This is a genomic window from Thalassolituus maritimus, from assembly GCF_900156675.1.
In the GTDB taxonomy this organism is placed as follows: domain Bacteria; phylum Pseudomonadota; class Gammaproteobacteria; order Pseudomonadales; family Oceanobacteraceae; genus Thalassolituus; species Thalassolituus maritimus.
In genome coordinates this window covers 40,201-60,285 of record NZ_FTOH01000012.1, presented here as the reverse complement: position 1 = coordinate 60,285, position 20,085 = coordinate 40,201, and the positions used below count along the sequence as shown (strand labels likewise).

Below are 20,085 nucleotides of genomic sequence, written 5' to 3'. Positions count from 1 at the left end.
ATGCTGTTTTCATCGGGTGTATACTGCGCGCCATGTATATCTCACTGCTTATCCAGACTCTCTCCATTACTGTGCCCGTCGTACTGCTTGTCGTACTGGGTGTTTACCTCCGGCATAAGCAGCATATCGATGATGCTTTCGTATCGACCTCGTCGCGACTTGTGTTCAATGTGTCTTTGCCGGTGCTTATGTTTCTGGCGATTGTGACCGCTGATATGGCGGTTTCTCAGCACCTGCCGCTGGTGTGGTTTTCTTTGAGTGCTTCGCTCGCTGCATTTGCGTTTGTTTTTGCTGTGTCTAAGGTGCTTCGCGTTTCGCCGCGACGTCACGGAGCATTTGTTCAGGGGGCATTCCGGTCGAACCTGGGGATTGTCGGGCTCGCACTCTGCCTGAATGCATACCCGGAAGAGGGCGCGATACTGGGCGCACTTGTATTAGCGGTGGTTACACCAGTCTACAATCTTCTCTCTGTCTGGGTGCTTGCCTCCGGGGATAAGAATATTTCCTGGGGGCAGCAGCTGATGACGACGGCTCGAAATCCTTTGATTATTGCCATTGCGCTGGCGGGTGTCGTCCGCAGTCTGGGGCTGGAATTGCCTCAAGTGCTTCTTCAGACAGGCGATATTCTCGCTGGATTAACACTCCCTCTGGCTCTCATAGGAATTGGTGCATCACTGACAATCAATCGAGCATTGCTTGCCGACTCAGTAGTCTGGTCGGCCGTTGCTCTTAAGCTGGTTGTATTGCCTGTATTAATTATTATTTCCGCAGTTTATATCGGGATAACTGGGGCGGCGTTGGGGGTTGCTGCTCTTATGTTTGCCTCTCCTACGGCAGCTGCAGCGTTTGTTATGGCTAAGAGTATGAATGCTGATAGCCGCCTGACGGCGGATGTGATCGCTCTATCCACGCTCGGGTCAGGCGTGACGGTGACGACGATTATCTATGTTCTGAATCTGTCTGGGCTGTTATAGTTGCCAGCTTAACAGAACCCTATCTTTCGTACGGAAATGCCGAGCAAAGAATATCTCCTAGTCTACGTCTCCAGTCTGCCAGATGATGTTGCAGCGCGATTCGAGGTCGATCGACAAGTCGCCCTGGCTGGCGCTGTGGGCGCAGGACTTGTCTGGGATGCACGCTACGCTCAGTATGACTGGGAATTGGTAAAAAAGCAGATTGCGCAGGCGGATGCTTTTCTTTTGCTGTTGGGTGAAAACTACGGCCCAACGACGCCCACCGGCATTAGTTTTCAGCATCGTGAGCTGGTTTATGCGCAGTCGTTGCACAAGCCTGTTTACTACCTTATGCAGACGGGCATGGATGGCAGTGGCACCAGTGACGTGAGGTTGCAAGAATTGCGTCAGCAAGTGCGAAGCCAGGTGTCAGGTAAAATCTGGCATTTGCTGGATGAGTTAAGCGTCCATGTGAAAACCCTCCTGAAGAACTGGGAGCGCGATGTCAAAGCGCTCGCGCACATCGCCGACGACAGTGATCGTATCAGGATGGCAGAACGCTCGTTTCCAACGAAAGTTGCGCCACTCGGCACGCCACCACGGAAAGACATTGAGTTGATTGCTCAGGCTAACGTGTATCGTGGAGGGAATCTTGCTCGCCAGTTGGTTAAGCTACCCATGAAGACAGACAGAATCTGGAGAAGCGTTCTGCCGTTGTTGCGTCTCGGTGCCAGTGAAGATCGTCTCAGAACGCATATGGAGCAGGTTTTGACTGCTGAGGTTAAGGCGAGATTGCTGTCGGATAACCCCGGAAGTCATGCAGTGGATGGTGTTCGTATCGAGCGGAATCAATTCAGGCGGGTACTGGATGGTTGGTCATCAGAAGAGTACGTCGAGCATGTGAGGCAGGGAGCGCGCACGATCTGGTCGCTCCCGTCATAATGAGCGATTCAGCTACCTAGCAGGCTTGATCGCTGCTCCCACTCGCTCTTCATGCTGTCGCATACTGTGTTGCATACATCGAAAATGAAAGGCGCAGCAATACTGAAAAATGCCATATTGCCTTCCTGGCGACGTTTCACAAGGCCGTGAGTGCGTAGAGTCGACAGGTGTTTGGAGACATTAGGCTGGGATGCGCCGGTGTTCTCTACCAGCTCAGTGACAGACTTTTCGCCGCTCTGTAGTTGGTGAAGTATTTTCAGCCGCATAGGGTCAGACAGGAGCCTGAATCGCTGTGCAATCAGCTCAAGCATTTCGTCTGACATAGATTCTGCATTGTTCGACATGGTGTCCGGTACTCGATGTATCGTTTCAAAAGTAATTCTCAGTCTCATTATATCGTATGGTTTGCATCTGAAATATAACCGTTAAGTTATTTTGTCATTCTATTTCGTAATTCTTCCCATGCTTTTGGCTATAAGACGGAAAAGCAACTCCCCATCGTGGTGGAAGTTACAGTCACTCTGTATACTTCGTGCAATTATGAAAAAGGCTTTTGTTTCAATGAATAAGAACCTCCAGACTGTCTTTGTACTCCTGTTGAGTGTTGTCTTCCTTGCTTCCTGCTCTGAACCTCAACCAGAGCTACGCCGTATTTCTGGGTTTACTATGGGTTCGCAGTATCACATCAGTTGGTTTGGTGGCGAGGCGACACCGACAGAGGTACACGAGCAGGTTGAGGACAGGCTCGCCCACTTGATTTCAGTCTTCTCTACGTATGAAAAGAACTCTGAACTGTCGCGCCTGAATTCCAATTCTGAGACGCTGGCGGGAAAGCCCGTGCAAGTAAGCCCCGAATTAATGTCGGTGCTTCAGGATGCCAGCTACATCAACCGATACAGTATGGGGCGTCTTGATGTAACTGTAGGGCCTTTGGTGAATCTGTGGGGGTTCGGGCCAGAAGAGCGAGAGGGTGTACCAAGCCAGGCAGAGGTAGATCAGCTTCTTGAGATGACAGGTATGAATAAGCTTGCTCTCGATAAGGAGAAAAACGAGATTCTGATGGACGTGCCGCTGTACATCGATCTGTCTGCGGTTGCTAAAGGCTGGGCTGTTGATGACATAGGCCTCCTTCTGGAAGCCATGGAGATAAGCGACTATCTTGTTGAAATCGGTGGAGAGGTCCGTATCCGAGGTGCCAAGCCCTCGGGTGACTGGCGTATCGCAATTGAGCGGCCCGTAATGGAAGTCGGTCACTCAGCCCAGAGAATCATCGCACCCGGAAATCACGCGGTCGCTACATCGGGAGATTACCGGAACTATTTTGAAGAGAATGGTCAACGGTACTCTCACACAATTGATCCACTGACGGGTTATCCGATTCGTCACGCTTTGGCGTCGGTCAGTGTGATTCTTCCAACCTGTTCTCTGGCAGACGCCTGGGCTACAGCACTCAACGTGGCTGGGCCTGAGGCTGCCATGGCGCTGGCGGAAGCGAATGACCTGCCGGCTTATTTTATTATTCGTGATGGCGATGGTTTCAAAGAAGCCTCTTCATCAGCATTTGAGCGGATGTTTGGCTCTGCGGGCCACTGATCAGCCATATCATTCTGGAGTTTGATTATGTCGACAATTCTTGTTGCCTTCGGTGTTATGCTCACCATTGTTGCTGCTATGGCTATTGGTGTGATTATGGGGCGTAAACCTATATCAGGTTCGTGCGGCGGCATGAGCGCTATCGGCATGGAACAGGCCTGTGATGTCTGTGGTGGCGATAAGTCGCGTTGCGAAAAAGAGAGCAAAGAGGCAGCCAAGGCATCCGATGATGCCGATTTTTATGATGCGACTAAGCGCTAATCCAGCAGTTCATTGATTATTGCCTACAATAGACATAACTGATTGCTATAACGGAGTTTCAGATTCATGGCGGAATACCATTACGACGTCGTCATTATAGGTGCAGGTCCTGCGGGTGAAGGGGCTGCGATGAATGCAGCCAAAAAGGGCAAGAAAGTCGCTGTCGTAGAAGACAAGAAGATGGTTGGTGGTAACTGTACCCACTGGGGGACGATTCCATCCAAAGCCCTCCGTCATGCGGTTAAGCAGATTATTCAATTCAATACCAATCCTATGTTCAGAGAGATCGGGGAACCGCGCTGGTTCTCATTCCCTCAAGTATTGAAAAGCGCTGAAAAGGTTATTGCCAAACAGGTCAAGCTGCGTACTGAATTTTACGGTCGAAATCGTGTAAGCGTGTACACAGGCAAAGCACAGTTTGTTGATGAACACACGCTGGACGTTATGCAGGGCGTGCAGGCCAATACCCGACTGACGGCGGATGAATTCGTTATTGCGACCGGATCAAGTCCGTGGCGCCCTAAAAGTATTGATTTCAACCATCCGCGCATTTACGACTCGGATACCATTCTTAATCTTGAACATACTCCCCGTACGATCATTATCTACGGCGCCGGTGTTATCGGGTGTGAGTACGCCTCCATTTTTTCTGGGCTGGGCGTTAAGGTTGACCTGATTCACCCAGGTGATCGACTGCTGAACTTCCTCGATGATGAAATCTCGGATGCACTCAGTTACCACCTACGGGACAAGGGTGCGCTGATTCGTCACAGCGAGCAATTTTCATCGGTCGAGGCCAATGAGCGCCATGTCACTATGACTATGGTTTCTGGTAAAAAAGTGAAGGCGGATGCTTTCCTTTGGGCTGCAGGTCGTTCAGGTAATACAGGCGGTCTCGGCCTTGAGAACGTCGGACTTGAAACGAATAGCCGAGGTCAGGTTGATGTCGATGGTGAATACCGTACGGCAGTGCCTCATGTGTATGCTATTGGTGATGTGATTGGCTGGCCGGCACTTGCATCTGCAGCCTATGATCAGGGCCGGGCAGCGGCGGCAATTATTTCGTCGCCAGAGGAGTTCCGTTTTGTCGATGAAGTACCTACGGGCATTTATACGATTCCCGAGATTTCGTCGGTCGGTAAGAACGAGCGGCAGCTGACGGAAGAGAAGATTCCGTACGAGGTCGGGCAGGCCTTCTTTAAGAACATCGCTCGTGCACAGATTACTGGCGAAGGTGTGGGCATGCTCAAGATACTGTTCCATCGTCAGACGCTGGAGCTCTTAGGTATTCATTGCTTTGGTGACCAGGCAGCTGAGATTGTGCACATCGGCCAGGCCATTATGAATCAGAAGGGTGAGGGGAATACTCTTCGCTACTTCGTCAATACGACGTTCAACTACCCGACAATGGCAGAAGCTTACCGGGTTGCAGCGCTCAATGGCCTGAACAGGCTCTGATGCGACAAGGCTGGCTCTGCTAAGCGGAGTCAGCTAACTCTTTTGGTACTCAGTCTTTCGAAACTTGCACCTTGCGCTGCCTCTTCCTCTTCCTCTTCCTCTTCCTCTTCCTCTTCCTCTTCCTCTTCCTCTTCCTCTTCCTCTTCCTCTTCCTCTTCCTCTTCCTCTTCCTTGCGGGGCTTAATCCTTGCGGGACTTATTCGTAGGTATGAACTCTCAAGCTGGGCAGAATCGGTGCCTCGCTGATCAGATTATCTTCTCTACTTTTCCTGCTACGCCCCTCGGGCGGCATCAGAGGAACGTCCTTTATCTTCGGTAGCTCACTATGCGGATTGTCGGTAGCAACAAAAATCGGCACGGGACAGTTAAGCGATTTTCGCCCGCTCTGAAATACAACGTTGGCTCTGACTGTCGGTGCAAGTGTCTGGACCTGGGCAAGTTTTGAGCTTGGGGGGAGATTGCCAAGTATTTTTAGCTGAGCTTGTATATGTGCTTTCTCTTCACCTATATCCAGCAAAGCCTGCTCGGCTTCTTTGACTGAAATGCGCTTGATACTCCGACCATGGGCATACCAGGTAAAACGGCAGCTCACCGGATACTCATTCAGGAGAGGAAGGGTTCTTGTGCATTGTTTCAGGTGAATGCGCCGAAGTCCGCTTGCGTTGCCGATGAGATTCCGAAATGACGAGCCGCGCGCATCGAGCGCAGTGAGGGCGCTCTTCAGATTCGCTTCAGAGGTGCCCCGGAGTGTTCTCGATACCCGTGCAAAAGCCTCTTTGCAGTCATTTACCTCTTTGATTAGCAACTGGGTTTCCGGGCTTGCGAGAATAAGCCCATGGCGGCTGCGCGTTGTTCTTCCGTCCTGCTCATGGGACATATACCAGAGATCAGCGAGATGGTCGTTTGCCCAATGGATTGGGTCGGGGTTTATCGCCTGCTCGGTATCACGCAAGGGGTAGAAGTGGTGTGGGCGTTCTGATTCGATGTGTCTGTTCAATTCAGAAAGGCGTGCTTTGAGGTCGTCAAAGCACGTCTTCAGTTCAGTGATCACGTGCGGTAATCTTTGCCTTGATAAAATCGGAATGAGGAATATACAAAAGATCGGCAATTCTGCGAATCATATGTTCCTCGTATTTATCCAGGTCGTTGTCGGCGTAGGCGATTCTCCATAGCGAGACCAGAAGCTCCATCTTTTGCTCCACTTCCCACTGATCGTGAATCGCAGATGTGAAACGCTGTAAATCATTTGAAACGTCGACCGTATCAAAAGCCTCTGTAAGTAACGCTTCGACGTCCCGTTCGGGAATCAGGCTCTTAAGGGCGGCTCGCATCGCGTCTTTTTCTGTGTCGTCCACATCATGATCAGCACGAATGATTTCTGTCATAAGAACCGCGGCAGCGATAGCCGAGTCCTGAGGCTCGGGCACATACTGCTCACCGGTGAGTTTTTCGAAAAACTTGCGAATCATAGAAGTTCTGTCAGTTGTTGCTCTAGTAATTGCTGGTCTGCAGCAAAGCGACGAATACCGTCAGCCAATTTTTCAGTAGCCATGGCGTCTTCATTCATGGCCCAACGGAATGTTGCCTCGTCGACCTTGATTTCCTCGTCTGCGCTGCTCAGCTGTGGCTCAAGACGGCGAACCAAGGGCGTCGCGTCAGATGCCAGCTCTGCTAACAGGTCAGGACTGATTGTTAGCTTGTCACAGCCTGCCAGGGCTTCAATTTCGCCGATGTTACGGAAGCTGGCCCCCATGACGACGGTCTTGTGCCCGTAGGTTTTGTAATAGCGGTAGATTCTGGCGACCGACTGAACGCCAGGATCATTGTCGCCGGAAAAATCAGCATCGGGGAGCTTAGATTTGTGCCAGTCGAGGATGCGGCCAACAAAGGGTGAAATCAGCGTTGCACCCGCTTCAGCACAAGCAATTGCCTGGTGAAAATTAAACAGCAGTGTGAGGTTGCAGGGAATGCCTTCCGCTTCAAGCTTACGGGCTGCCTGAATGCCTTCCCATGTAGAGGCTATTTTGATCAGAACGCGTTCGCGCGGAACGCCTTCGGCCTCGTACATAGAAATAAGTTTCTTTGCCTTGGCAATGGTTGCTTCTGTATCGAAAGAGAGGCGAGCGTCGACCTCAGTCGAGATCAGGCCGGGAATAATACCCAGAATTTCTTTTCCGATCGCAACGGCCAGATAGTCGCAGGCGTTGGCAATCATGGAGTCATTATTGTTTGCAGATGACGCCCATTGCGCTGCTTTTTCGAGGAGTGGGCGGTACGCAGGTATCGCTGCAGCTTTCAGAATGAGCGACGGATTTGTGGTGGCGTCTTCCGGCTTGTGAGTTTTTATTGCCTCAATGTCACCTGTGTCGGCGACCACTACGGTCATTCCACGTAGCGCTTCCAGTTTGCTCATTTCTATATTCCAGGCTGGTAATGTAAATGTGTCTGACTTATCTTAGAGTGTAGGAACTCAAGGTTAAGGTCAATTGACAACAACGTTGAGAAAAGTAAAAGACGATACAAAACAGGTGATTGGAGTTAGTTATGAAGGTAATTACTGCACTCGTGCTGCTGTTTGCTTCGGCGCTTGTTTTCGCTTCCGATCCCGTATGGTTGGATGTCAGAAGCGAAGGGGAGTTCAACTCAGGTCACCTGGATGCTGCGACCAATGTTCCTCATGGCGAGATTACCGATAGAATCGCTTCTCTTGTCGAAGATAAGGACACACCTATCTATCTTTACTGTCGTTCGGGTAATCGCGCCGGTATTGCTCAGAGGGCGCTGGAGGCTGAAGGGTACACCAACATCACAAATGTTGGCGGCCTGAGTGACGCCAGGGAGAAATATGCAGCGATGACTGAGTAATTCAGTCAATCAGCTGCAGTGCCTCCTCTAAAACCTGAATGCCGGACTCACGAAGGTGGGCACGCTCGCTCAGGTAGCGACGAAATAACCTTGCGCCTCGTTGACCATTAAAGAGCCCCAGAATGTGTCGACTGACGTAATGGAGTGGGGCTCCTTTCGCCAGAAGAGTCTCGATGTAAGGATAGAGTGCCCGGACAGCGTCCTTCGCCGACTCTGTATTAGCGGGTTTACCAAAGTAAAGCTCGTCTGCGTCAATCAATACTGACGGGTTCTGGTAAGCCTCACGACCCAACATAACCCCGTCGATATTTGGCATGATCTCAGCGATCTGATCATGAGTTTTTATGCCACCGTTTATGATGATCTCGAGCTCTGGAAATTCCTGCTTCAGCCGGTATACATCATCGTAGCGCAGAGGGGGTACTTCCCGGTTTTCTTTTGGGGAAAGCCCCTGAAGGATGGCTTTTCTTGCATGCACGATAAAGGTTTTGCATCCGGTTTCAGCAACGATGGCGACAAAATCACGCATGTGCTCGTAGCTGTCCTGATCATCAATGCCGATCCGGTGTTTAATGGTTACATCAATACTGGTGCTGTCCTGCATAGCCTTAATGCAGTCCGCGACCAGCTGCGGATGAGCCATCAGACATGCGCCTATCATGTTGTTCTGAACGCGATCGCTCGGGCAGCCCACGTTAAGGTTCACCTCATCGTAGCCCCATTCCTCAGCGTACCTGGAGCAGGTGGCGAGCTCTGAAGGGTTGCTGCCGCCTAGCTGGAGCGCGACCGGGTGTTCAATTTCGTTGTATTCGAGAAAACGGTCACGATTGCCATGAATCAGTGCGCCAGTCGTCACCATCTCTGTGTAGAGCAGTGTATCTTTGGTCAGCTGGCGCCAGAAATAGCGGCAATGTTTGTCAGACCAGTCCATCATTGGGGCGGTGCAAAAACGACGTGATGGGGTTTTGCGGGCTTTTCCAGCGATAGCGGGGCTTTGTGGCTGGTTCGGACTTGTGCCTTCTTGTGACATTTTTGCGTTTTCTCGGTCTTTTTTGTATTGTCGGTGCGTCAAAAGTGCGCCATAAGCTATTTTAAACTCCGTCTTGGGCGGACAAACGTGGCATAGATCTCAAAGCGCAGAGAGATTATTGTCGCATATGGTTTTAATATCGGCATTAAACGTGAAGATGGTTTGGCTGGACTTGAGTTTTAAGTTACAAAATAACATCTAAGTGTTGAGGTTAAGCTCGCTAACAGTTTGGCGCAGCTTTGAACTTGAACGTATTCAAATCTGAATCTTACCGGATTGAGGTGGTGCTTTTCAGTAGAGCCGATAACCGGCACATTCGTTGTTTAGCGCTAGGTCGTGTGATACTGCAACGGCCTACATGTAGTTCACTGAAGCTCCGCAGCTATGTTGGAGCTATGGGCTAGATGGCTATTACTGGGCACCGATGCCATGCCTGTCAATTTTCGTGAGTTTATCATGGTGTCTTTCTAAGGCGCTGACAAGTGAATTACATGATTCTACTATAGATGCAACCTTATCTTTTTTCTCCGAGTCAGAGATACTATTAGGCCTTTCGGCGTCTAAAGTGATGCTCTTCCTGAGGCAGGCTAGGGATTGACTTGCTTCTCTATCGTCGACCCCGCAGAAGGCCATCCTCTCCTGGATAGACCTGATCTGGGCAATAAAAAGGGTCAATTTTAGATGTTGAATTGGGGCGGGCTCATCTTTACGTTCCTCACACCAATAATAAATGGCTTCTTGTGATAAAGAGCGTATGTCACTTGTCAGGCTCGTAATCTTGGAAAAATATTCCGCACGGGATGCCAGCCTTCCCCCGTTGCGATATATAACAGACCATCCAAAGAATACAACCGCCGTTGACCCCAAAAAGAGCATCAGATTGAGTAATGATGTTACGACTAAGGTTTCCAATTTTAAGCACTATCCCGTTCGTTTTGCTCGTCAATGTACTCCCATATTTCACTCTCGTAATCTCGATTGCTTGTCATAATTCTTAAGCGATTCTTGAGAGTGTCGTACCCAATGTTTTGGCGCAGAAGGCCAGCAAAAGCCTCCTCTAGAAAGCTCGAGCCAAAGCCGCGCTCTACTCCATCCAGGTTTACAGTAAGGATCTCGTCGTCGCTGGCGGTTAATGCCGGTAGTAAGTGTTCATCTCTAAACCTTTTTCCACTGTACTTTCCATCTAGCTCATTTCTACCAAATGGCTTTTTAGAGAAATCCCTAGCAATATCAATTTCGATTGTCATTTTTGCCTCCCAGAAGATCAAAGCTCCAAGCAATGAGAGTGCCGTAATAGGGGTAGCTAAGTCCGGCTAGTTCTTCCTTTATGTTAGAACTATTATAGACATACAGTCCATTTCCACTTATTACAATTAGTTTGTCAGAGACTTCAAGTTCAACCGGGTCTTTGATGTTTTGAGATCCTTTTCCTCTCCAAGGATCACCGGTTGAGCTGACTCCTTTTTTCATTGCATGTGCTATAAGCTCCTCGTGACTCCTATGTGATTGACTAAAACTTGATGGTATAGACTGCCCCAGGTCTGAAATCACAAAAATGAATCGATTTGAATCGCGATCCAAGTAACAGTACTGCCACCATCTTCTCCTCAAACCAGAGCTTAGGCCATTTGCTGGGTCTCTATACGCATGTTGTTGTATATTTAAGATGGCCTCGTTTATAGCTTCTTTTAGATGGTTAGGCGTGCCATCGTCAAGCGTATCCCCAATTAAATCAAGGGTTGGGTCTAGGTGCTTTTCCTGGTCGTAACCGCTCAGAAACTTGCTCTTTTCATCCCAGAGCTTGTCGAGCTTCCTGCGTCCCCCCGGCCTCAAAGCATTGAAAAGACCGCTTCCTCTAAACTGTTTCCTGACATTATGCTTCTTAGGCTGAATTATTTGGAACAGCTGATCGTTACCACTAGAAATTTGGGCAGATGTTACTCTTGCGAAAAGGGCTACTGCGCCGGCAGCAGATATCTCTTCAAGTGAGCTGAAATCCAAGATAATTATCTCTTGGGACACAGCTCGAGATCTCAAAATATGTAGCAGATATAAACACTCTTCTCTGCAATCACTTGAGTATATACAAAGCTTACTGGGGAAACGAAGTAAAAGGCGATTACCCCTTTCCTGTACGTGTTTTTCATGATGAATAATCAATGCAAGTCCTTTTGCTTGGTGGTTTTACTCAGTCAGGAGGTCGCGACATATTTCTGAGTAACGACGACGGCTGAAAAGCAGTTGCCAGCGTCGCCCCCCAACCTGACGCCACAGAATTGCAGCGCGAATACCAGACAAGAGAATGGCCCTTACCTTGTCGGCTGTGCCCGCATTCTGCAGGTAAGTTGGGTTGCCTGTTACCCGAATCCTGAAGCTCAGCTGGCTGAGTGTCTGCTTGTACAGATCAGCGAGTGCCGCAATTGTATTCGGGTGCGCATTCGAAAAATGCTCAGCCTGACGGGATGCCTGCTGGATGCCTTGCCCGAGGGCGTCCAGCATCCCTGGTGCCTTGCTTAGCTTTCTCTCGAGGTGGAGCAGGCTCAATGCGTAGCGGGTGACATCCGGACCGACTTGACCCGCGTCACGATCACTGACGGTCAGTAATGTCTCCAACCCCCGGCCAAGGCTTTCGGCGGGGTCTCCATAAATACTGTCGAAGTTGTCTGGATTCTGAACGAAAAGACTATCGATCATAGGTTGGGTGGCTTCGCTGGGGACGTCGCCGGTGCGGGCGAGCTCTTCTACAAGTGACGCAGCCTGAAATACGGCAGCAAGGGCGATTGCTTGTTGTTTTTGTTGTGTCGTCATCAGTTGTTTCCCGTTGCCTCGATTATGCCTCCGCCCAGACACAGATCTTCAAGATAAAACACGACCGACTGACCGGGTGTGACGGCGCGCTGTGGTTTATCGAACGTTACCCGAAATCCTGTGCCGCTTGCTTCAATGACACAGTCCTGATCGTCCTGGCGGTATCTCACTTTTGCTTTGCAGCGCAATGGTGTCTCCGGAGCGGCATTCACCCAGAACACCTCAGTTGTCGTTAACCAGTCGGTAAATAGCAGCGGGTGGTTTTTCCCCTGTACGGCAATCAATACGTTCCGCTCAAGGTCCTTGCCAGCAACAAACCAGGGAGCGTCCGGGTGATTCTTCAAACCGCCAATACCAAGCCCCTGACGCTGGCCGAGAGTGTGATACATCAAGCCGCTGTGCTGGCCAATGTCTTCACCTTCTGGTGTTTCTATGCGACCAGGCTGTGCAGGAAGGTACTGCTTGAGGAAGTCTTTAAAACGACGCTCGCCGATGAAGCAAATGCCAGTCGAGTCTTTCTTGGAGGCCGTTACCAGGTTGTTCTCTTCGGCTATCCTGCGAACCTCAGGCTTTTCCAACTCGCCAACAGGGAATAGGGTCATGGCGATCTCTTTTCCGCCGACGGCATGCAGGAAGTAGCTCTGGTCCTTGTTGCCATCGAGCCCCTTTAATAACACCGTATCGTCGCCACGCTGCCCCCGGCGCACATAATGTCCGGTCGCAATAAGGTCAGCGCCCAGCACTTTTGCGTACTCAAGAAAGGCTTTGAATTTGATCTCGCGATTGCACAGGATATCCGGATTGGGCGTGCGGCCAGCCTTGTATTCATGGAGGAAGTGTTCGAATACGTTATCCCAGTACTCTGCAGCAAAGTTAGCTTGATGAAGCTTAATGCCAAGCGTGTCGCAGACCTGCTGGGCGTCTGCCAGATCTTCTTTGGCCGTGCAGTATTCCGTCCCATCATCTTCGTCCCAGTTCTTCATGAACAGGCCTTCCACCTGGTAGCCTTGTTCAATCAGCAGGTAGGCGGAGACGGAAGAATCAACACCGCCAGACATGCCGACGATGACTTTGGTATTGGAGATGTCTGTCATTCAGGGATGCTCAATAATCAGGTCTAACGGATAATGTTTACGCGAGAGGTAGTCTTCAGCGCAGGTCAGTACCATGGGGCTGCGCAGATTGGTGGCGCCCCTCAGTTCTTCAATAGACATCCATGATGGGCCGATAATCCCTTCATCCAGCTCTGCGTCTGGTACTTCCCGGATAGCTTCAGCAATAAGACAATACCGATGGTAAGTAACACCGTTAGCGGGCGCTGTGTAGGTGTAAAACCCGAGCAGGGCTGTAGGTTTCACTTCCCACCCGGTTTCTTCAAGGGTCTCACGCACGGCCGCATCAATAACAGCTTCATCTTTCTCGATGTGTCCGGCTGGCTGATTGATGACGCGCGCTCCATTGCTCATTTCCTCCACCATGAGAAAGTCGTCCCCGCGGGTGACGATAGTGGCTACGGTAGCGTGCGGTGTCCAGCGTTCGGCAGTCATGAGGCCTCCGGTAAAATCAAGCTGCGAAGTTTACCTTAAATGCTCGTATGAGGCATCTTTGGCGGTTGCTCGAATGGCTACCGCACTGGAAATTCAGCGTTTACGTTGAGTGCTGTTGCGTCGAGTCGGCTTGCCGGTATGTTTCGTTGGCTTTCGGCGAGATCCGGAGTTCTTTGGCATATGAACTTCGACGGACGTGAACTCGCCGGGCGTGCCTATGTCACTCAGCGACCACGGACCAACAGATGCTCGAATCAAACGAAGAGTAGGGTGGCCGATATGGGCCGTCATGCGCCTGACCTGCCGGTTGCGCCCCTCTGAAATTTCGATTTGTAGCCAGGTAGTAACGTCGTTTTCCCTGTAGCGAATCGGAGGGTTTCGCTCCCAAACGTTGGGTGGCTCAATAATGGCAACTTTGGCAGGGCGGGTTGGGCCATCTTTCAGCGTGACCCCACTCCGAAGCGCATCAATTTCGCTATCATCGGGACGTCCTTCAACCTGCACCCAATAGGTTTTTGTCATCTTATGCTGAGGGTCAGCTATCCTTGCTTGTAGTGGTCCAGAATCGGTAAGCAGAACCAGGCCTTCGGAGTCGTAGTCGAGCCGCCCGGCCGGATATACCCCGGGTGTGGTTACAAAGTCGGCCAGCGTGGGCCGCCCTTTTTTATCAGTGAACTGACAAAGAACGTTGAATGGTTTGTTAAGAAGTATCAGGCGAGCCATGGTTTTGTAAGAAAATTACTTATTCTTTTGTCTAGCTTGCATTTTTTGTAGAAAAACTACAAATTAGCGGCACTTAAGAAGCTACTCAGCATCGGTTTAGATGCAATCTGGCATCACCAGCTTGCAGCCATACCGGATCGGAGTCCTTCACTTACCACAAGTTAGTGAAGCCGGTTCATGCGACACAGCAATAGCGTAACGCAACAGGAGACACAATGTCCGCGAACGAATCCAGGATTATTTACACTGAAACCGATGAGGCGCCAGCACTGGCAACTCACTCACTTCTGCCGATCATTCAGGCGTTTGCCCGCTCTGCCGGCGTTGATGTTGAGACCCGTGACATTTCTCTGGCAGGCCGTATTCTGGCCAACTTTCCGGAATTTCTCCAAAAAGAACAACGCATCCCTGATGCACTGGCAGAGCTGGGCACTCTTGCAGGGCAGCCAGAAGCCAACATTATCAAACTACCGAATATCAGTGCATCACTGCCGCAGCTACGCGAAGCAATTAAAGAGCTGCGCAGCATGGGCTTTGACGTCCCTCTTTATCCGTCCAATCCTGCAACCGACGAAGACCGTGACGTACAGGCTCGCTACGACCGTATAAAAGGCAGTGCCGTGAACCCGGTTCTGCGAGAGGGTAACTCTGACCGTCGCGCACCAGCGTCCGTAAAAGAGTATGCACGTAGCTACCCTCACGCAATGGGCGAGTGGTCTTCGGATTCACAGAGCTCTGTAGCACACATGGATGACGGCGATTTTTACGGCAGTGAAAAGTCACTCACAATGGCCAATGCCGACGTCGTTGATATCGAGTTTATCGATGCTGAAGGAAACGTAACGCCACTTAAAGAAGGCCTGAAGCTGCTTGATGGTGAAGTGATCGATGCATCTGTGATGCGCGCTGCTTCTCTTCGGGCTTTCCTTGATAAGACAATTCAGGAAGCAAAAGAGAAGGGTGTGCTGTTCTCAGTTCACCTGAAAGCAACCATGATGAAAGTTTCAGACCCAATCATCTTTGGTCACGTGGTGTCAGTCTTCTTTGCCCCTGTTTTTGAAAAATATTCAGAAACCTTCGAGCGTCTGGGCGTTGATGTTAATAACGGCCTCGGCGACGTCTACGCGAAGATAGCTAAGCTGCCAGATGATGAGCGCGAAGCTATCGAAGCTGATATCGCAGCCTGTTACGAGGAGCGCCCGCATCTGGCGATGGTCAACTCGGACAAGGGTATCACCAACCTTCATGTACCAAATGACGTAATCGTAGATGCGTCTATGCCTGCGATGATCCGCTCATCTGGCAAGATGTGGGGTTCGGATGGTGATCTGCATGACACAATTGCAGTCATTCCGGATCGTTGTTACGCCGGTGTTTATCAGGAAACCATCGACTTCTGTAAAGAGTACGGTGCTTTCGACCCGCGCACCATGGGCACAGTACCTAACGTTGGTCTGATGGCGCAGAAAGCAGAAGAGTACGGCTCGCATAACAAAACCTTTGAGATTCCAGCTGACGGCAAAGTGCGCGTTATTACCGAATCCGGCGAGCAGTTAATTGAGCACGAGGTTGCCAAGGGCGACATCTGGCGCATGTGCCAGGCTAAGGATGCTCCTATTCGTGACTGGGTAAACCTTGCTGTTAACCGCGCTCGTGCGACTTCCACTCCAGCCGTATTCTGGCTTGACGAAAATCGCTCCCATGACGCTGAGCTGGTTAAAAAGGTCGAGGCGTATCTTTCAGAAGCAGATACTGACGGACTGGATATCAGCATCATGGCGCCGGAAGCGGCAACTCGATTCACGCTTGCTCGCATGAAAGACGGCAAGGATACGATATCAGTCACTGGTAACGTGCTTCGTGACTACCTGACTGACCTTTTTCCAATTCTTGAATTGGGCACCAGCGCTAAGATGCTCTCAATCGTACCTCTGATGAACGGCGGCGGTCTGTTTGAAACAGGGGCAGGGGGCTCTGCACCAAAGCATGTTCAACAGCTGCTTGAAGAAAACTTCCTGCGCTGGGATTCTCTGGGCGAGTTTATGGCGCTTTCTGCGTCACTGGAGCACCTCGCAGAGAAGACTGGCAATGCTAAGGCTGCAGTACTTGGCAAAACATTGGATATCGCGACAGGGCGAATTCTGCAGGAGCAGAAATCTCCAGGGCGCGAGCTGGGTAGTCTGGATAACCGTGGTAGTCATTTCTACCTCGCGAAGTTCTGGGCCGAGGCTCTGGTCGCTCAGACTGATGATGTGGAGCTGTCTGAGCACTTTAAGCCGCTGGCAAGCGCTCTCAATGACAATGAATCCCAGATCCTGGAAGAACTGAAATCTGTTCAGGGCTCATCGGTAGATATCGGTGGGTACTACTGGCCAAACCCAGAGAAGGCGACTGAAGTCATGCGTCCGAGCAAGACCCTTAATACTCTGATTGATCAGCAGTAATGCTGGGTTAAAAGAAAAAACCGCCTTCCGGCGGTTTTTTTATGCGCTTCTGAAACAGATTGCGCCTCAGGCAGGCTCTGCTTGCTCGGCCTTTGCTGCTGTTGGTGCCGAAGCCTCTGCACCGTCAAGGGCACGGATATTGATCGCGTGCAGTCCTTTATCGCTGGGTTTGATGTCGAATTGGACAGATTGACCTGCTTTCAGTGTGCGGTATCCGTCCATATCAATGACTGAGTAATGAGCAAACAGATCTTCGTTGGTTTCGTCACTTAGGATGAAACCGTAACCTTTGGCGTTATTGAACCACTTTACAGTCCCTGTTTTCATCGCAAATCTCCTTATAACTACAGATATAGGTGCGTTTTTCGTGGATAGGGCTTGTATACCCTAGTCGTATAAAACCTACGCCGCCCATTGTGGCCCGTCAAGACACTAATTGACCTAATTAATTACATATTCGACTAAGGTGGTATGCCTGAGTGGTCGGGTTGGCCTGACAGCGTTATCATGTGACTAATTTGGCAAACACAGAATCCCATCGACGCGTCATGTATAAATATCAACTAAGCTTAAGTGGTCAGGATCCTCATCACGAGGACGACGGAAATATTGCGCTTCAGGAATCCCTGCCGGAGCTGAAGCGTCCGTCGATGTATAGTGTGGTGATGATGAATGATGACTACACCCCAATGGAGTTTGTTGTAGAGGTTTTACAACAGTTTTTCAGCAAGACACCGGAGCAGGCAACAGAAATCATGCTCGCGGTCCACATGAAAGGCAGTGCTGTGTGTGGCGTCTATACTAAAGACATTGCTGAAACTAAAGCAGAAATTGTGAATCAATACTCCAAGGACTGCCAACATCCGTTGATGTGTGAGATAGCCCCGGCAGACGACTGAAACCAGGAGGCTTTATGCTGAATAGAGAACTCGAGCAAACCCTGAATGAAGCATTCAAGGAGGCTCGTTCCAAGCGTCACGAATTTATGACAGTCGAACATCTGCTGTTGGCGCTTCTGGATAATGATGCGGCTTCGACCGTACTCCAGGCTTGTGGAGCCGATATTGTTAAACTTCGCAAAGATCTGGATGACTTTGTCGATTCCACAACGCCCCTTATTCCTGAATCTAATGGCGAGCAGGAGACTCAACCAACGTTGGGTTTTCAGCGCGTCCTGCAGCGCGCCGTATTCCACGTTCAGTCATCGGGTAAGACCGAAGTCTCCGGCGCGAATGTTCTTGTCGCTATATTCAGTGAGCAGGAAAGCCAGGCTGTTTATTTCCTGAAACAACAGAATATTGCCCGTATTGATGTGGTTAATTACATCTCTCATGGCATTTCGAAAGTCAGCGGTCCGGAAGAAGGCGCTGATCAGGCGGCAGACAATCTCGATGAAGAAGCGGAAGCAGGGTCTAAGTCTGCTCTTGAAGGGTATGCGACTAACCTCAATCGCCTGGCGCGCGAGGGTAAAATCGACCCATTGATCGGACGCGAGTTTGAAGTTAATCGTCTTGTGCAGATTCTGGCGCGTCGACGTAAGAACAATCCGCTTCTTGTCGGTGACTCTGGCGTCGGTAAAACGGCCATTATTGAAGGCCTGGCTAAGCGCATTGTCGACGAAGAAGTACCCGATGTGATCAGCGATGCTGTTGTCTACAGTCTCGATATGGGCGCACTTCTGGCTGGCACTAAATACCGGGGTGACTTCGAAAAACGTTTCAAAGCATTGCTGGCAGAGTTGAAGCGTCAACCTCACGGCATACTGTTTATCGATGAAATTCACACCATTATCGGTGCTGGTGCCGCCTCTGGTGGCGTTATGGATGCAAGCAATCTGCTGAAGCCGCTTCTGAGTTCAGGTGAGGTGCGCTGCATAGGCTCAACCACATTTACGGAATTCCGTGGGATTTTCGAGAAAGACAGTGCTCTGACCCGTCGTTTCCAGAAGATCGATGTTGCAGAGCCGTCTGTTGAGGATACTTATAAAATCCTCAAGGGTCTCAAGTCTCGCTTCGAGGAACACCACAAGGTCAAGTACACGGACAAAGCCCTTAAAGCCGCTGCAGAGTTGGCCGATCGCTACATCAATGACCGCAACATGCCCGACAAGGCAATTGATGTGATTGATGAAGTAGGTGCTTTACAGCAGATGGTCCCACCAAGCAAACGTAAGAAGACCATTAATGTGGGTGAAGTAGAAGAGGTGGTGGCAGCGATAGCACGCATTCCACCGAAGTCTGTATCAGCGTCTGACAAAGAACTGCTCTTTGGTCTCGAAGATAAGCTCGAGATGGTGGTATTTGGTCAGAATGAAGCGATTCAGACACTCTCAACAGCCATTAAAATGTCTCGTGCCGGGTTGAACAGTCCGCAAAAGCCGATCGGCTCATTCCTCTTCGCTGGCCCAACCGGTGTTGGTAAAACAGAGGTTACGAAGCAGCTGGCGTCTGTCATGGGCATGGAGCTTGTCCGCTTCGATATGTCTGAGTACATGGAGCGCCACACAGTATCTCGCCTGATTGGTGCGCCTCCAGGTTATGTGGGTTATGACCAGGGCGGCTTACTGACAGAAGCGGTAAATAAAACGCCTCATTGCGTTCTGCTTCTGGATGAAATCGAGAAGGCTCACCCTGAGGTGTTCAATATTCTGCTTCAGGTTATGGACCACGGTACGCTGACGGATAACAACGGTCGCAAGACGGACTTCCGCAACGTGATTCTGGTTATGACGACCAATGCCGGTGCTGCTCAGATGAGTCGTGCGAGTATTGGCTTTACCCAGCAGGATCATACAACGGATGGTGCCGAGGAGCTTAAGAAGCTGTTCACACCTGAGTTTCGTAACCGTCTTGACAGTGTTATTCAGTTCGCGCCTCTTACGCCGGATACCACGCTACATGTTGTCGATAAGTTCCTGGCTGAACTTCAGGGTCAGCTGGACGACAAGGGTGTGCTGCTGAACGTTGATGATGAGGCCCGTAGCTGGCTTGCTGAGCACGGCTATGACGAGAAGATGGGCGCACGCCCAATGGCTCGTTTGGTTCAGGATAAGATCAAGAAACCGCTGGCTGAGAAGATCCTGTTTGGTGATCTTTCGAAGGGTGGTGAGATTGAGATTACCGTCGTCGACGGCGAGCTTTCGTTGGAATTACCTGAGGCAATGCCGGCCTGATGGCCGGCAGATTGCCGAAGGCGAGGATCAGCGAGCGCGGTAAGTGATGCGTCCCTTACTGAGGTCGTAAGGTGTCAGTTCCACTTTAACTTTGTCGCCAGTAAGAATACGGATGTAGTTCTTACGCATTTTGCCGGAAATATGAGCGGTCACTACGTGACCGTTTTCCAGTTTAACCCGGAACATTGTATTAGGAAGCGTGTCGATGACTTCGCCTTCCATTTCAATGTGATCGTCTTTTGCCATTCGTCACCTGTCTGAAACTTGTTCAATGCGCGCGCATTCTGCC

At 50.5% G+C, this 20,085-nt stretch carries 22 protein-coding genes; 9 read left to right on the top strand and 13 right to left on the bottom strand.

What is annotated here, in order from left to right; translation table 11 throughout:
• Positions 1-32 precede the first annotated feature (32 nt).
• Both BW941_RS15970 and BW941_RS15965 read left to right on the top strand, forming a co-directional pair.
• Complete coding sequence (locus BW941_RS15970; protein WP_076517764.1) at positions 33-974, top strand: AEC family transporter; 942 nt, start codon at positions 33-35, stop codon at positions 972-974.
• A 36-nt stretch (positions 975-1,010) separates the two neighbouring features.
• The gene (locus tag BW941_RS15965; RefSeq protein ID WP_076517762.1) at positions 1,011-1,895 is read left to right on the top strand and encodes a DUF4062 domain-containing protein; all 885 of its coding nucleotides are present in this window, start codon (positions 1,011-1,013) and stop codon (positions 1,893-1,895) included.
• 8 nt (positions 1,896-1,903) lie between these two features.
• Here the strand turns inward: BW941_RS15965 and BW941_RS15960 are convergent, their stop codons facing one another.
• The gene (locus BW941_RS15960; protein WP_084189078.1) at positions 1,904-2,239 is read right to left on the bottom strand and encodes an ArsR/SmtB family transcription factor; all 336 of its coding nucleotides are present in this window, start codon (positions 2,237-2,239) and stop codon (positions 1,904-1,906) included.
• Positions 2,240-2,456: 217 nt separating this feature from the next.
• On the opposite strand from BW941_RS15960, the gene BW941_RS15955 reads away from it, so the two are divergent.
• The 3 genes from BW941_RS15955 (at position 2,457) to sthA (ending at position 5,207) form a co-directional block, all read left to right on the top strand.
• The gene (locus BW941_RS15955; RefSeq protein WP_076517841.1) at positions 2,457-3,488 is read left to right on the top strand and encodes an FAD:protein FMN transferase; all 1,032 of its coding nucleotides are present in this window, start codon (positions 2,457-2,459) and stop codon (positions 3,486-3,488) included.
• 27 nt (positions 3,489-3,515) lie between these two features.
• On the top strand, positions 3,516-3,749 hold the full coding sequence (nqrM, locus tag BW941_RS15950) for a (Na+)-NQR maturation NqrM (RefSeq protein ID WP_076517758.1): 234 nt from the start codon (positions 3,516-3,518) through the stop codon (positions 3,747-3,749).
• 66 nt (positions 3,750-3,815) lie between these two features.
• Positions 3,816-5,207, top strand: coding sequence for a Si-specific NAD(P)(+) transhydrogenase (gene sthA / locus BW941_RS15945; protein WP_076517756.1), 1,392 nt, complete (start codon positions 3,816-3,818; stop codon positions 5,205-5,207).
• 196 nt (positions 5,208-5,403) lie between these two features.
• Here the strand turns inward: sthA and BW941_RS15940 are convergent, their stop codons facing one another.
• From BW941_RS15940 to tal, 3 genes are read right to left on the bottom strand one after another with little or no spacing between them, the layout of a single operon-like run.
• Complete coding sequence (locus BW941_RS15940) at positions 5,404-6,258, bottom strand: hypothetical protein (protein WP_076517754.1); 855 nt, start codon at positions 6,256-6,258, stop codon at positions 5,404-5,406.
• Positions 6,248-6,676: a tellurite resistance TerB family protein gene (locus tag BW941_RS15935; protein ID WP_076517752.1), complete on the bottom strand. Its 429-nt coding sequence runs from the start codon at positions 6,674-6,676 to the stop codon at positions 6,248-6,250. The genes BW941_RS15940 and BW941_RS15935 overlap by 11 nt, the downstream gene beginning before the upstream one ends.
• Positions 6,673-7,620: a transaldolase gene (gene tal, locus BW941_RS15930; RefSeq protein ID WP_076517751.1), complete on the bottom strand. Its 948-nt coding sequence runs from the start codon at positions 7,618-7,620 to the stop codon at positions 6,673-6,675. The genes BW941_RS15935 and tal overlap by 4 nt, the downstream gene beginning before the upstream one ends.
• Positions 7,621-7,751: 131 nt before the next feature.
• On the opposite strand from tal, the gene BW941_RS15925 reads away from it, so the two are divergent.
• Positions 7,752-8,072, top strand: coding sequence for a rhodanese-like domain-containing protein (locus BW941_RS15925; RefSeq protein WP_076517749.1), 321 nt, complete (start codon positions 7,752-7,754; stop codon positions 8,070-8,072).
• A 1-nt stretch (position 8,073) separates the two neighbouring features.
• Here the strand turns inward: BW941_RS15925 and dusA are convergent, their stop codons facing one another.
• The 7 genes from dusA to BW941_RS15885 form a co-directional block, all read right to left on the bottom strand.
• On the bottom strand, positions 8,074-9,102 hold the full coding sequence (gene dusA / locus BW941_RS15920) for a tRNA dihydrouridine(20/20a) synthase DusA (protein WP_076517747.1): 1,029 nt from the start codon (positions 9,100-9,102) through the stop codon (positions 8,074-8,076).
• Positions 9,103-10,016: 914 nt separating this feature from the next.
• Positions 10,017-10,349: an STAS-like domain-containing protein gene (locus BW941_RS15910; RefSeq protein ID WP_076517743.1), complete on the bottom strand. Its 333-nt coding sequence runs from the start codon at positions 10,347-10,349 to the stop codon at positions 10,017-10,019.
• Positions 10,333-11,103 carry a hypothetical protein gene (locus BW941_RS15905; protein ID WP_139325872.1) on the bottom strand — a complete coding sequence of 257 codons (771 nt, stop codon included), beginning with the start codon at positions 11,101-11,103 and terminating at the stop codon, positions 10,333-10,335. The genes BW941_RS15910 and BW941_RS15905 overlap by 17 nt, the downstream gene beginning before the upstream one ends.
• A 183-nt stretch (positions 11,104-11,286) precedes the next feature.
• Complete coding sequence (gene hflD, locus BW941_RS15900; protein ID WP_076517741.1) at positions 11,287-11,910, bottom strand: high frequency lysogenization protein HflD; 624 nt, start codon at positions 11,908-11,910, stop codon at positions 11,287-11,289.
• The gene (gene mnmA, locus BW941_RS15895; RefSeq protein ID WP_076517739.1) at positions 11,910-13,004 is read right to left on the bottom strand and encodes a tRNA 2-thiouridine(34) synthase MnmA; all 1,095 of its coding nucleotides are present in this window, start codon (positions 13,002-13,004) and stop codon (positions 11,910-11,912) included. Before mnmA ends, hflD begins: the two co-directional genes overlap by 1 nt.
• Positions 13,005-13,457, bottom strand: a complete 453-nt coding sequence (locus BW941_RS15890) for an NUDIX hydrolase (protein ID WP_076517737.1) — start codon at positions 13,455-13,457, stop codon at positions 13,005-13,007.
• A 93-nt stretch (positions 13,458-13,550) separates the two neighbouring features.
• Complete coding sequence (locus tag BW941_RS15885; RefSeq protein WP_076517735.1) at positions 13,551-14,180, bottom strand: pseudouridine synthase; 630 nt, start codon at positions 14,178-14,180, stop codon at positions 13,551-13,553.
• A gap of 215 nt (positions 14,181-14,395) precedes the next feature.
• On the opposite strand from BW941_RS15885, the gene BW941_RS15880 reads away from it, so the two are divergent.
• The gene (locus tag BW941_RS15880; RefSeq protein WP_076517733.1) at positions 14,396-16,624 is read left to right on the top strand and encodes an NADP-dependent isocitrate dehydrogenase; all 2,229 of its coding nucleotides are present in this window, start codon (positions 14,396-14,398) and stop codon (positions 16,622-16,624) included.
• A gap of 66 nt (positions 16,625-16,690) precedes the next feature.
• On the opposite strand, the gene cspD is transcribed toward BW941_RS15880, so the two are convergent.
• Positions 16,691-16,951 (bottom strand): cold shock domain-containing protein CspD, encoded by a 261-nt coding sequence (gene cspD / locus BW941_RS15875; protein WP_076517731.1) that lies wholly within the window; start codon positions 16,949-16,951, stop codon positions 16,691-16,693.
• 221 nt (positions 16,952-17,172) lie between these two features.
• On the opposite strand from cspD, the gene clpS reads away from it, so the two are divergent.
• Complete coding sequence (gene clpS / locus BW941_RS15870) at positions 17,173-17,523, top strand: ATP-dependent Clp protease adapter ClpS (RefSeq protein WP_076517729.1); 351 nt, start codon at positions 17,173-17,175, stop codon at positions 17,521-17,523.
• 14 nt (positions 17,524-17,537) lie between these two features.
• Positions 17,538-19,796 (top strand): ATP-dependent Clp protease ATP-binding subunit ClpA, encoded by a 2,259-nt coding sequence (gene clpA / locus BW941_RS15865; protein ID WP_076517727.1) that lies wholly within the window; start codon positions 17,538-17,540, stop codon positions 19,794-19,796.
• Between the two features lie 27 nt (positions 19,797-19,823).
• Here clpA and infA read toward each other — a convergent pair whose 3' ends face one another.
• Positions 19,824-20,042, bottom strand: coding sequence for a translation initiation factor IF-1 (gene infA / locus BW941_RS15860; protein WP_028292799.1), 219 nt, complete (start codon positions 20,040-20,042; stop codon positions 19,824-19,826).
• Between the last annotated feature and the right edge of the window lie 43 nt (positions 20,043-20,085).